Genomic DNA, 12,877 nt, shown 5'->3' with positions numbered 1-12,877 from the left:
GCCGGCCGCCAGGTCTGGCGCCTGCCGCTGGGCAGCGATGTCAGCTTCCCAATGGCCACCGTCGTGCGCGACGGCAAGGTTTTCGCCGCCTCCGACAACGGCAGCGTGGTGGCAGTGGAGGCCGCGACAGGCCGTGAAATCTGGCGCACCCGGGTGGACGGCAAGCTCAGCGCCGGCGTGGGCAGCGACGGGCGTTTTGCCGCGGTGGTCACGCAGGACAATGAACTCGTCGTGCTGGACGCTGGCAAGGACAAGTGGAAGGCTCGGCTGGACGCCCGCGTGGTGACCGCGCCGCTGGTGGCGGGCGAGCGCGTGTTCGTGATGAGCGTGGACCGCGCCGTCTCGGCCTATGACGTGCTGGACGGCCACAAGCTCTGGACGCTGCGCCGTCCCGGCGACGCGCTGACGCTGGCCCAGTCCTCGGTGCTGGCCGCCTACAAGGACACGCTGCTGGCCGCCCAGGGCTCGCGTCTGCTGGGCCTGGACCCGACCCAGGGCAATGTGCGCTGGGAAGCCACCGTGGCCACGCCGCGCGGCACCAACGAGGTCGAGCGCCTGTCCGATCTGGTCGGCCCGCCGGCCCGCAATGGCAATGTGCTGTGCATGCGTGCGTTCCAGACCGGCGTCGGCTGCGTCGATGCGGACCGTGGCGCAGTGCTGTGGACCATGCCCGGCGGCGGCGTGCAAAGCGTGGCGGCCGATGCTGACTACGTGTTCAGCGCAGACGCTTCGGACCGCATCAGCGCCCGTCGCCGTCGCGACGGCAACACCGTCTGGACCAACGAACGCTTCCTGAACCGCGGCCTGAGCGCACCGATCTCGGTCGGCAAGACGGTGGTGTTCGGTGATTTCGAAGGCCAGGTGCACTTCCTGTCGCGTGACGCCGGCACGCCGCTGCTGCGTCTGCCGACCGACGGCTCGGCGGTGATCGGCGTGCCGGTGCTATCCGACACCACGATGGTCGTGACGACCCGCAATGGCGGCTTGTTCGGCTTCCGTCCTGAATGACTGATTTGACCCGAGGCCTGGCTTGAAACCCGTGATTGCCCTTGTCGGCCGGCCCAATGTTGGCAAGTCGACCCTGTTCAACCGGATGACCAAGAGCCGCGACGCGATCGTGGCCGATTTCTCCGGACTGACACGCGACCGCCACTATGGCGACGGCCGTCTCGGCAACCGTGAATTCATCGTCGTCGACACCGGCGGCTTCGAGCCCGACAGCACGACCGGCATCGTCAAGGAAATGGCGCGCCAGACGCGCCAGGCCGTGGCCGAGGCCGACGTGGTGGTGTTTGTCGTCGACGTGCGCAACGGCTTGTCCGGGCAGGACCACGACATTGCCCGCTTCCTGCGCCAGGCCAACAAGCGCGTGCTGCTGACGGTGAACAAGGCCGAAGGCATGCAGGAATCGCCACTGCTGGCCGAGTTCTACGAACTGGGCATGGGCGAGCCGCACCCCATCTCGGCGGCGCATGGGCAGGGCATTCGCAGCCTGCTGGAAGCTGCGCTTGAAGACTTTCCCGAGGACGAGGATGAGCCCGAAGACGAGGCCGACGGTCCGATCCGCCTGGCGGTGGCCGGCCGGCCGAACGTCGGCAAGTCCACGCTGATCAACACCTGGCTGGGCGAGGAGCGCCTGATCGCCTTCGACATGCCCGGCACCACGCGCGACGCCATCAAGGTGCCGCTGGAGCGTGACGGACAGCGCTTCGAGCTGATCGACACCGCGGGCCTGCGGCGCAAGGGCAAGGTCTTCGAGGCGATCGAGAAGTTCTCGGTCGTCAAGACGCTGCAGGCGATTGCCGACGCCAACGTGGTCGTGCTGATGATAGACGCGACGCAGGGTGTCAGCGAGCAGGATGCGCACATCGCCGGCTACATCCTCGATTCCGGACGGGCGGTGGTGATTGCCATCAACAAGTGGGATGCCATCGACAGCTACCAGCGCCAGACGCTGGAGCGCTCGATCGAGTCCCGTCTGGCCTTCCTGAAGTTCGCTCCGCTGCTGAACATCTCGGCGCTGCGGCGCCAGGGTCTGGGCCCGCTGTGGAAGGCGATTGCCGACGCGCATGCGTCCGCCACCTGCAAGATGCCCACGCCCGTGCTGACGCGCCTTTTACATGAGGCGGTGGAGCACCAGAATCCCAAGCGCGTGGGGGCCTACCGGCCGAAGATGCGTTATGCGCACCAGGGGGGCATGAATCCTCCCATCATCGTGATCCACGGCAATTCGCTGGAGCACGTCACCGAAGTCTACAAACGCTATCTCGAAGGGCGTTTCCGGGAACATTTCAAGCTGGTGGGCACGCCTTTGCGCATTCAGATGAAACTTTCAGGGAACCCATTTGCTGAAAACGAACACTGACTCTTGGTGCCACGCAATGTGGCGCCGGGCGGCCTGTGTTAACGTGCAAGCCGTCTTCATCTTTCCAACACGGAGCATATCGTGAGCAACAAAGGGCAACTCCTGCAAGACCCCTTCCTGAACCTCCTGCGCAAGGAGCATGTGCCGGTGTCCATTTATTTGGTCAACGGTATCAAGCTGCAAGGGCACATCGAGTCGTTCGACCAATATGTCGTGCTGCTGCGTAATACCGTGACCCAAATGGTTTACAAGCACGCCATTTCCACCGTCGTGCCGGGCCGCGCGGTCAACTTCCACGCCGCTGACGCGGGCGAAACCAACTGAAGCCCTTTCCCCGTTTCCTCATTGCCGACCGGCGCCACCGGATGATGCCGTGAGCGCCCCCGCGTCCGCCCCGGACCAGGTCAATGCCAACCAGCCCCGCGCGGTGCTGGTGGGCGTGGACCTGGGTCCGGGTTCTTCTTTTGAGGCCACGCTGGATGAGCTGGCGTTGCTGGCCGAATCGGCTGGCGACCTGGCTGTCGCGCGCGTGGTCGCCAGGCGCAAGTCGCCGGACCCGGCGCTGTTTGTCGGTTCAGGCAAGGCTGATGAGATCAAGCTGCTGGTGCAGGCCCATGGCGCCCACGGCGTGATCTTCGACCAGGCCCTGTCGCCTGCGCAGCAACGCAACCTGGAGCGCCACCTCGGCGTGCCGGTGTCCGACCGCACTGCGCTGATCCTCGAGATCTTCGCGGCCCGCGCGCAGAGCCACGAAGGCAAGCTGCAGGTCGAACTGGCTCGGCTGCAATACCTGTCGACCCGCCTGGTGCGGCGCTGGAGCCACCTGGAGCGCCAGCAAGGTGGTACCGGTGTGCGCGGTGGCCCTGGCGAAGCCCAGATCGAGCTGGACCGCCGCATGATCGGCGACCGCATCAAGGCGATCAAGGAGCGGCTGGTCAAGGTCAAGCGGCAGCGCAGCACCCAGCGGCGCGCGCGCGAGCGCAGCGGCACCTACAGCGTCTCGCTGGTCGGCTACACCAATGCCGGCAAGTCCACGCTGTTCAATGCGCTGACCAAGGCCCGCACCTACGCTGCCGACCAGCTGTTCGCGACCCTCGACACGACGACACGTTCGCTGTACCTCGGCGAAGCCGGGCGTTCGGTCTCGCTGTCCGACACGGTCGGCTTCATCCGCGACCTGCCGCACAAGCTGGTCGAGGCTTTCCGCGCCACGCTGCAGGAGGCGGCGGATGCCGATGTGCTGCTGCACGTGATCGACGCCGCTGGCCCGCATCTGCAGGACCAGCAGGCCGAGGTCGAACGGGTGCTGGAAGAAATCGGTGCCGACGGCTTGCCGCAGGTCCTGGTCTACAACAAGCTGGACATGATCGAGTCCAGCCAGCGGCCGCGCCAGCTTCGCGATGAACTGACGCGTGCCAACGGCCAACGTGTGCCACGGGTGTTTGTCAGCGCCAGGACCGGCGAGGGCCTGGACCTGCTGCGCCAGCTGATTGCCGAGTACGCCGCACCTGCACCCGACTTGAATCCGCGTGGCGTCGTCACCACCTTGCCTGATGGGCGGGCGGTGGCGGCGGTGCGCGGCGAAGGTGAATCCGACGACGCCTGGCCGGTAGACTGACCGGCCACGACGGCGCTTGAGCTCCTCCTGACGTTTTCCGACCTTTCTCCGAATGGCATGACCATGCGTGAACTTCCCCAACGGGCCGGATTCTTCGGCCGACTGTCAGCCCTGGCAAGTGCCAGCCAGGCCTTGTTGCTCGGCTCGTTGCAGCGCAAGCGGCCCAGCCCGGCCGGCGCGACCGTGGTGCTGAGCAATGGCCGCAACGACGGCCCGCCTGACCTGGACGAGCTCTGGCGCGACTTCAATCGCAAGTGGTCCAACTTGTTTGGTGGCAAGTCCACGCCACCGGGCGGCAGCGGGCCGGACGGCTTCCAGCCGGACATGAAAAGTGCCGGCATCGGCGTCGGCCTGATCGCCGCGGTGGTGGTGCTGATCTGGGCCGGCAGCGGCGTGTTCATCGTGCAGGAAGGCCACCAGGCCGTGGTGACCACTTTTGGCCGTTACAGCAGCACGCTGGAAGCGGGTCTGCGTTGGCGCATGCCGTATCCCGTCCAGGCGCACGAGATCGTGCCGACCACGCAGCTGCGTTCGGTCGAGGTCGGGGGTCAATCGGTGGCGCAGGCGACCGGTTTGCGTGACTCCTCGATGCTGACGCAGGACGAGAACATCGTCGACATCCGCTTCACCGTGCAGTTCACGCTGAAGGATGCGCGCCAATACCTGTTCCAGAACAAGAACACCGACGAAGCGGTGCGCCAGGCGGCTGAATCTGCGGTGCGCGAGATCGTCGGCCGCAGCCGGGTCGACCAGGTGCTTTACGAGCGCCGTGACGCGATCGCCGCCGAGCTGGTCAAGTCCGTCCAGGCCCAGCTCGACAAGCTGGAGGCCGGCGTGCTGATCAAGAACGTGAACCTGCAGAACGTGCAGGTGCCCGAGCAAGTGCAGGCTTCGTTCGACGACGCCTTCAAGGCCGGTGCCGACCGCGACCGTTTCAAGAACGAAGGCCAGGCCTACGCCAGCGACGTGATCCCGAAGGCGCAGGGTACGGCCGCGCGGCTGCACGAGGAGGCGGAGGGCTACAAGGCCAGCGTGATCGCGACCGCCGAAGGCGATTCGCAGCGCTTCAATTCCGTCTATGCCGAATACCAGAAGGCACCCGCCGTCACACGCGACCGGCTCTACATCGACACCATGCGCGAGGTCTACAGCAACGTCAGCAAGGTCATGGTGGACAGCCGCAACGGTTCCAACCTGCTGTATCTGCCGCTGGACAAGCTGATGCAGCAAGCAGGTGGCGGCGCGGTCGGCTCGGCTTCGGGGGCGACCTCCGCGCCGGCCACGGCAGTCCAGTCCGACGTACCGGCCGCCAGCGACAACCGCGTCCGCGACAGCGCCCGTTCGCGCGACCGCGAGTCGCGCTGAGTCACGGCCTGCCTAGAAAAACGAGAACCTGAACATGAATCGTTTAGCACTGATTGCAGGTGGCGTGCTGGTCGCGCTGATGCTGGCTTCGTCCATGCTCTTCGTGGTGGACCAGCGGCAGATCGCCGTGGTGTATTCGCTCGGCGAGATCAAGGAAGTCATCGTCGAGCCCGGGCTGAAGTTCAAGCTGCCGCCGCCGTTCCAGAACCTGGTGATGCTGGACCGCCGCATCCAGACCCTGGACAGCCCGGAAACCCGGCCCATCTTCACGGCCGAGAAGAAGAGCCTGGTGATCGACTGGCTGATCAAGTGGCGCATTACCGAGCCGCGGCAGTTCATTCGCAACAACGGCGTGGACATGCGCAGCCTGGAAAACCGCTTGAGCCCGGTCGTGCAGGCGGCCTTCAATGAAGAGGTGACCAAGCGCACCGTTGGCGGCGTGCTGGCCACCGAGCGTGAGAAGGTGATGAGCGACGTCAAGGCCCGCCTGGCCGACGAAGCCAAGTCCTTCGGCATCGAGATCCAGGACGTGCGCATCAAGCGCGTTGACTTCGTCGCCAGCATCACCGACTCGGTCTACCGCCGCATGCAGTCCGAGCGGCAGCAGGTGGCCAACGAGCTGCGCTCGCAAGGCCAGGCCGAAGGCGAAAAGATCCGCGCCGATGCCGACCGCCAGCGTCAGGTGATCATGGCCGAGGCCTACCGTGACGCACAGAAGATCAAGGGCGAGGGCGATGCCGAGGCGTCCAGCCTGTATGCCGCCTCGTTCAGCCGCGATCCACAGTTCGCGCAGTTCTACCGCAGCCTGGAGGCTTACCGCTCCAGCTTCCGCAGTCGCAATGACGTGATGGTGGTGGACCCGAGCTCTGACTTCTTCAAGGCCATGCGCGGTGCCGGCGCGGCTCCGGCGGCGTCACCGGCGCGCAAGTGAAGCCTGCGCCTGGGCCGGCTGGGTCTCTGGCGATGCGGGGCGATGGAGGCGGGTGAGGGCGCATGAGTGACGTGATGTGGACCGCGCTGGCCCTGATGCTGGTGATGGAGGGCTTGCTGCCCTTCCTCAATCCAGGCATCTGGCGGGAGCTGTTCCTGCGGGCCACGCAGCTGGGCGACAAGCAGATCCGATTCCTGGGCCTGAGCAGCATGGTGCTGGGCCTCGTGCTGTTGCTGCTGTTCCGAAGCTGACCAGCATCGGCGCGACCGGCTTCGTTTGTAGGGGGTGACCTGTACAATGCCGGTTTTAACCCCCGGTGCATTTTCATGTCCTCTGCTTGGCTGTTGCCAGAGCACATTGCTGACGTCTTGCCCGCAGAGGCCAGGCGCATCGAGGAATTGCGCCGCCAGTGGCTGGATCTGGCGCGCGCATATGGGTTCGAGATGGTCATGCCGCCCTTGCTCGAACACCTGGAGTCCCTGCTTTCCGGTACCGGCCGCGCGCTGGACTTGCGGACCTTCAAACTGGTGGACCAGCTCAGCGGCCGCACCCTCGGACTGCGGGCCGACACCACGCCCCAGGTTGCGCGCATTGACGCCCACCTGCTGAACCGCGAAGGCGTGACCCGTCTTTGCTATTGCGGCCCCGTGCTGCACACCCGCCCGGCCGGCCTGCACGCCACGCGCGAGCCGCTGCAACTGGGTGTCGAGCTGTTTGGCCACGCAGGCCTGGAAGCCGACCTCGAAATCATCGAACTTGCACTGGACGGGCTGCAGGCTGCCAAGCTGTCGGGCCTGATGCTGGACCTGGGCGACGCCCGCGTGGTGCGTTCGGTGCTGGCCGGCGTGACCCTGGACACCATGGCGCTGACCGAACTGGTCGCCGCGCTGACTGCCAAGGATGGCAGCACCGTGCGCCAGATCGCCCGCGACTGCCCGGCGGCCACGCGCGATGGCCTGGCTGCCTTGCTGGACCTCTACGGCGGCGACGAAGTGCTGGCCGAGGCCCGCAAACGCCTGCCGGCGCGCGCGCCCATCAATGCGGCGCTGGATGATCTGGCCTGGCTGTCGGGCCACATCCGCCAGGCCTATCCGGATGTCCGGGTCGGCTTCGACCTCTCCGACATGAGCGGCTACGCGTACTACAGCGGCACCCGCTTTGCGGTGTATGGCCATGGGTCACCCAATGTGCTGGTGCGTGGCGGGCGCTACGACGAGGTGGGTGCGGTCTTCGGCCGCAACCGACCGGCGGTCGGCTGCAGCCTGGACCTGAAGAACCTCGCCAGCGTGGCAGGCAGCGTGCCGCCGCACGCTGCCGTGCGTGCGCCCTGGGGCGAAGATCCGGGCCTGCGAGCGGCGGTGCGTGCCTTGCGCACCCAGGGCGAAACAGTGGTCTGCATGCTGCCGGGCCACGCCGACCAGACCGAAGAATTCAACTGCGACCGTGCGCTGTGCGAGGTCGACGGACAGTGGGTGTTGCGCGCGCTTTGAGCCTTTGGCGAAACCGCCGCTGCACCGAGATGAACAACTTTTGAGAACTCGCTAGAACGCCATGCAACAAGGCAATTCTTCAGCCGCGACCATCTTGCGCGGCCGCAACGTCGTTGTCGTCGGTACCCAATGGGGCGACGAAGGCAAGGGCAAGGTCGTCGACTGGCTGACCGACCACGCCCAGGGCGTGGCCCGCTTCCAGGGCGGCCACAACGCGGGCCATACGCTGGTGATCCGTGGCGTCAAGACGGCGCTGCAGCTGATCCCTTCGGGCATCATGCGCGACGGCGTGGCCTGCTACATCGGCAACGGCGTGGTGGTCGACCCGACGCATTTGCTCAGCGAGATCGAGCGCCTGGAAAAGGCGGGTCTGGACGTGCGTTCGCGGCTGTTCATCAGCGAGTCCTGCCCGCTGATCCTGCCGTTCCACGTCGAGGTCGACAAGGCGCGTGAATCGATGCGCGAAACCAGTGGCGCCGGCAAGATCGGCACCACCGGCAAGGGCATCGGCCCGGCCTACGAAGACAAGGTCGCCCGCCGCGCATTGCGCGTGCAGGACCTGAAGCATCCGGAACGCTTCGCGAAGAAGCTGAAGGAACTGCTGGAACTGCACAACTTCGCGCTCACTGGTTACCTCAAGGGCAGCGCGCTGGAATTCCAGCCCATCTTCGACCAGGCGATGAAGATGGCCGAGGTGTTGAAGCCCATGATGGCCGACGTGGGCTACCTGATCCACAAGGCCCACCAGACTGGCGCCAACATCCTGTTCGAGGGCGCGCAAGGCACGCTGCTGGACATCGACCACGGCACCTACCCGTACGTGACCTCCAGCAACTGTGTGGCCGGCAATGCCGCCGCGGGCTCGGGCGTTGGCCCGCAGATGCTGCACTACATCCTGGGCATCACCAAGGCATACACCACGCGTGTGGGCTCCGGTCCGTTCCCGACCGAGCTGCCGATGGACGAGCCGGGCACCGTTGGCCATCACCTGTCGACCGTGGGCCAGGAGCGTGGCACCGTGACCGGCCGCCCGCGCCGCTGCGGCTGGCTGGACGCGGCAGCGCTGAAGCGCTCCATCATCATCAACGGTGTGTCCGGCCTGTGCATCACCAAGCTGGATGTGCTGGACGGCCTGAGCGAGATCAAGGTCTGCGTCGGTTACCGGTTGGACGGTCAGGCCATCGACATCCTGCCGCTGGACGCGGACGACATTGCCGCCTGCGAGCCGGTGTACGAGACCTTCCCGGGCTGGGAAGGCAGCACCTTCGGCATCACCGAATGGGACAAGCTGCCGGAAAACGCGCGCCGCTACCTGGAGCGAGTGCAGGCCCACATCGGCGCGCCGATCGACATGGTGTCCACCGGCCCGGACCGCGACCACACCATCCTGCTGCGCCATCCGTACCAGGCCTGATGTGATCCTGATCGCCTTTTCATTGCCCACCGCCAACCCGCCGGAGACCGCATGCTGACTGACGATGGCAAACACCTGTACGTGTCCTGGGACGACTACCACCTGCTGATCGAACGCCTGGCGATCCAGGTGCATGAGTCGGGCTGGCAGTTCGACCAGATCCTTTGCCTGGCGCGTGGCGGCATGCGTCCGGGCGACGTGTTGTCGCGTGTTTTCGACAAGCCGCTGGCCATCATGTCGACCAGTTCCTACCGGGCCGAAGCCGGCACCATCCAGGGCCGGCTGGACATGGCCAAGTACATCACCATGCCCAAGGGTGAGCTGGCGGGCAGGGTGCTGCTGGTGGACGACCTGTCCGACTCCGGCGAGACCTTGAAGGCCGTGGTGGACAGGCTGCGTGGCCTGCCGCAGATCCAGGAGCTGCGCTCCGCGGTCATCTGGACCAAGGCCGTGTCCAGCTACATGCCGGACTACTACGTCGAAATGCTGGCAACCAGCCCCTGGATTCACCAGCCGTTCGAAGAGTACGACAGCCTGAGGCCCGAAGGGCTGGCGAAGAAGTTTGCAGTCTGACTCGCATTTGCGGTCTGAGCTGGACCTGGACTCGCACTCGGCGGCGTGCGATGCACGCCGCCCTGAAGATGAAAGCACAAGGCACGAAGGCGCAAAGCAAAAAGGCCAGCACTTTCGTGCCGGCCTTTTTTGTTCTTCTTCGTTCTTGTTATGCTTGGTGCCCAGGAGAGGACTCGAACCTCCACGGAGTTACCCGCTAGTACCTGAAACTAGTGCGTCTACCAATTCCGCCACCTGGGCATGCGCAGTACGTTTTGGAAGGCCGTTTGAAACAGCATATTCAAGAACGTTTCACTGCACAGATCTCGGCTGCGCATTGCGTCCAGCCGAAAGATAGGACTATACCATTAAAGCCAAAAACAATACAAGCGCCGCCGCGACGGCAGGCGCCATGCTGAACGACATCGAGGGCATCGTCCTCGGCCACCGCGACGGACACGGCTTCGTGCAGCGTGGCAACGGAGAACCCGACATCTATCTTCCGCCGCAGGAAATGCGGGCCGTGCTGCACCGTGACCGCGTGCTCGTGCGCGTGGCAAGGCTGGACCGCAAGGGCAGGCCCGAAGGGCGGGTCGTTGACATCCTGGAGCGCCGCAAGACGCCCATCATCGGCCGCCTGCTGCAGGAAAACGGCATCTGGCTGGTGGCGCCGGAAGACCGGCGCTACGGCCAGGACATCCTGGTCCCGAAAAACGGGATTGCGAATGCGGTGGCCGGGCAGGTCGTGGCGGTGGAACTGACCGAGCCGGCCTCGATGTATTCGCAGCCGGTGGGCCGCGTGACCGAGGTGCTGGGCCAGATCGACGACCCGGGCATGGAGATCGAGATAGCCGTGCGCAAGTACGAGGTGCCGCACCGCTTCTCGGCCGAAACGCTGGCCCAGGCGGCAGGACTGCCGGACAAGCTGCGCGCGGTCGACCTGAAGCAGCGCATCGATTTGCGCGACGTGCCGATGGTCACCATCGACGGCGAAGACGCTCGCGACTTTGACGACGCGGTCTACTGCGAGCCTTACCAGAGTGGCCGTGGTCGCACAGCGGTGAGCGGCTGGCGCCTGATCGTCGCCATTGCCGATGTGTCGCACTACGTGAAGCCGGGCGAGCCGCTGGACGTGGACGCCTACGAGCGCGCGACCTCGGTTTATTTCCCACGCCGGGTGATCCCGATGCTGCCGGAGAAGCTGTCCAACGGGTTGTGTTCGCTGAATCCGGAAGTCGACCGCCTGACGATGGCCTGCGACATGCTGGTCGACGAGCATGGCGACGTCACGGCCTACCAGTTCTACCCGGCGGTGATCTGCTCGCAGGCGCGGCTGACCTACACCGAGGTTGCCGCGGCGCTGGGCAACACCCGTGGCCCGGAGGCTGCGAAGCGTGCCGCGGTGCTGCCGCACCTGCTGCACCTGCACGAGGTCTATCGCGCACTGCTGAAATCGCGTCAGCGGCGCGGTGCGGTGGACTTCGAAACCACCGAAACGCAAATCGTCTGCGACGAAAACGGTCGCATCGAGAAGATCGTGCCGCGGGTGCGCACTGAGGCGCACCGGCTGATTGAAGAAGCCATGCTGGCGGCCAACGTCTGCGCGGCGGACTTCATTGCCCAAGCCCAGCATCCGAGCCTGTTCCGTGTTCACGATGGCCCCACGCCCGAGAAGCGCCTGACGCTGCAAAACTACCTCAAAAGCGTCGGCGTGGGCATGACGATCAGCGAGGATCCGGCGCCGGCCGAATACCAGGCCATCGCGACGGCGACCAAGGACCGCATTGACGCGGCGCAGATCCACGCGATGCTGCTGCGCTCGATGCAGCAGGCGCTGTACACGCCCGACAACGGCGGCCACTTCGGCCTGGCGTATGAGGCATACACCCATTTCACCAGCCCGATCCGCCGTTACCCCGACCTGCTGGTGCACCGGGTCATCAAGGCCATCCTGCAGGGCAAGCGCTTTCAGCTGAGCAGCGGCTCGCTGGTCGCGGGCGCCAAGCCCGGCACGCCACCGACCAAGCCGCCCAGGGTGTCTGCCGCCGAGCAGGCGGCATGGGACGGTGCGGGCGCGCATTGCAGTGCCAATGAACGCCGGGCGGACGAAGCCTCGCGCGACGTCGAAGCCTGGCTGAAGTGCCGCTACATGCGCGAGCGCCTGGGCGAGGAATTCTCTGGCACCGTCAGCGCAGTGACGACCTTCGGCGTGTTCGTTACGCTGGACGCGCTGTACGTCGACGGCCTGGTGCACATCACCGAGCTGGGTGGCGAGTACTTCCGCTTCGACGAGGCGCGCCAGGAGTTGCGTGGTGAACGCACGGGCGTGCGTTACGCCATCGGTGCACGGGTGCGCATCCAGGTCAGCCGCGTGGACCTGGACGGTCGCCGCATCGACTTCCGCATGATCCGCGAAAACGAAGCTGATCGACCGCCGGTCAAGGGGCGCACTCCGGCGCGGGGTGAAACGAAGGCGGTTGACGAACTGGCCGAGGTCCAGGCGGCCGACCGCGCGCAGCGCCGCGTGACCAGCGCGGCCAAGTCGGCCAGGGCTTCCAAGGGTTCGGCGCGCGGCACGGCAGGCAAGGGCGCCGCCCGCAAGGCTGCGGCTACCGGCAAGCCTGCGAAAGGCGGCAAACCCGCCAAGTCCCGCACCAGCGGCGCTTGAAGGCCGGCGGTCCGTGGCAGCGCCTCAGGGTGTGGGCTGCAGGAGCTGTGTCATGGCCGCCACCAGCTGACTGGCACGCAGCGGCAGCCGCAGATCGCCTGGGGCGATTTCCGCTGCCGCACCATGGACCCAGGCTGCCGCGCCGGCGGCCTGCATGGCCAGTAGCGTGGCGGCTTGCCAGCGTTGGTCAGTGTCGGCCGCATTCGCGTTTGGCGTCGGCATGGCGGACCAGGCTGCGCCCAGCCAGCCTGCCAACACGTCACCGCTGCCCGGCGTGGCCAGCCTGGCGTTGCCGCTGGCGTTGACGCAGGTCATGGCTGCCGGCCCGGCGATCACCGTGCCGGCGCCCTTGAGCAGCACCACGCTGCCACAGCGCAGTGCGAGTGCTTGAGCGGCCTGCAGCCGATGCTGCTGGATCTCTGCTGTCTGGACACCTGCCAGCCGCGCGGCTTCGAGCGGGTGCGGCGTCAACAC

General features: G+C 66.1%; 12 protein-coding genes and 1 tRNA gene. 11 read left to right on the top strand and 2 right to left on the bottom strand.

Features of this window, described 5'->3' with window-relative positions; translation table 11 throughout:
- The 10 genes from bamB to FKP22_RS08605 all read left to right on the top strand — a co-directional run.
- The coding region (gene bamB, locus FKP22_RS08650; RefSeq protein ID WP_141286984.1) for an outer membrane protein assembly factor BamB at nucleotides 1-1,008 on the top strand (1,008 nt) is incomplete at its 5' end.
- A gap of 22 nt (nucleotides 1,009-1,030) precedes the next feature.
- Complete coding sequence (gene der / locus FKP22_RS08645; protein WP_141286983.1) at nucleotides 1,031-2,365, top strand: ribosome biogenesis GTPase Der; 1,335 nt, start codon at nucleotides 1,031-1,033, stop codon at nucleotides 2,363-2,365.
- 81 nt (nucleotides 2,366-2,446) lie between these two features.
- Entirely contained in the window at nucleotides 2,447-2,689 is a 243-nt protein-coding gene (hfq, locus tag FKP22_RS08640; protein ID WP_141286981.1) for an RNA chaperone Hfq, read from the top strand.
- A 49-nt stretch (nucleotides 2,690-2,738) separates the two neighbouring features.
- Nucleotides 2,739-3,983, top strand: a complete 1,245-nt coding sequence (gene hflX / locus FKP22_RS08635) for a GTPase HflX (RefSeq protein ID WP_141286979.1) — start codon at nucleotides 2,739-2,741, stop codon at nucleotides 3,981-3,983.
- Between the two features lie 63 nt (nucleotides 3,984-4,046).
- A complete protein-coding gene (gene hflK, locus FKP22_RS08630) occupies nucleotides 4,047-5,348 on the top strand; it encodes an FtsH protease activity modulator HflK (protein ID WP_141286977.1) in 1,302 nt (433 codons plus the stop codon).
- Between the two features lie 34 nt (nucleotides 5,349-5,382).
- Nucleotides 5,383-6,279, top strand: coding sequence for a protease modulator HflC (hflC, locus tag FKP22_RS08625; protein ID WP_141286975.1), 897 nt, complete (start codon nucleotides 5,383-5,385; stop codon nucleotides 6,277-6,279).
- A gap of 62 nt (nucleotides 6,280-6,341) precedes the next feature.
- Entirely contained in the window at nucleotides 6,342-6,530 is a 189-nt protein-coding gene (locus tag FKP22_RS08620) for a DUF2065 domain-containing protein (RefSeq protein WP_141286973.1), read from the top strand.
- A gap of 75 nt (nucleotides 6,531-6,605) precedes the next feature.
- On the top strand, nucleotides 6,606-7,769 hold the full coding sequence (locus FKP22_RS08615; RefSeq protein ID WP_141286971.1) for an ATP phosphoribosyltransferase regulatory subunit: 1,164 nt from the start codon (nucleotides 6,606-6,608) through the stop codon (nucleotides 7,767-7,769).
- Nucleotides 7,770-7,830: 61 nt separating this feature from the next.
- Nucleotides 7,831-9,183 (top strand): adenylosuccinate synthase, encoded by a 1,353-nt coding sequence (locus FKP22_RS08610; RefSeq protein WP_211361342.1) that lies wholly within the window; start codon nucleotides 7,831-7,833, stop codon nucleotides 9,181-9,183.
- A 51-nt stretch (nucleotides 9,184-9,234) separates the two neighbouring features.
- On the top strand, nucleotides 9,235-9,756 hold the full coding sequence (locus tag FKP22_RS08605) for a phosphoribosyltransferase (RefSeq protein ID WP_141286969.1): 522 nt from the start codon (nucleotides 9,235-9,237) through the stop codon (nucleotides 9,754-9,756).
- 155 nt (nucleotides 9,757-9,911) lie between these two features.
- Here FKP22_RS08605 and FKP22_RS08600 read toward each other — a convergent pair.
- Nucleotides 9,912-9,996: transfer RNA gene (locus tag FKP22_RS08600), tRNA-Leu, on the bottom strand.
- 151 nt (nucleotides 9,997-10,147) lie between these two features.
- On the opposite strand from FKP22_RS08600, the gene rnr reads away from it, so the two are divergent.
- On the top strand, nucleotides 10,148-12,403 hold the full coding sequence (gene rnr, locus FKP22_RS08595; protein WP_141286967.1) for a ribonuclease R: 2,256 nt from the start codon (nucleotides 10,148-10,150) through the stop codon (nucleotides 12,401-12,403).
- Nucleotides 12,404-12,427: 24 nt separating this feature from the next.
- Here the strand turns inward: rnr and FKP22_RS08590 are convergent.
- Nucleotides 12,428-12,877, bottom strand: a 450-nt coding sequence (locus tag FKP22_RS08590; protein ID WP_310733314.1) for an ADP-dependent NAD(P)H-hydrate dehydratase, incomplete at its 5' end; no start/stop codon positions are given.

This window comes from Ideonella azotifigens, assembly GCF_006519715.1.
Classification (GTDB): domain Bacteria; phylum Pseudomonadota; class Gammaproteobacteria; order Burkholderiales; family Burkholderiaceae_C; genus Ideonella; species Ideonella azotifigens.
This window is presented reverse-complemented; position numbering and strand designations above follow the sequence as displayed.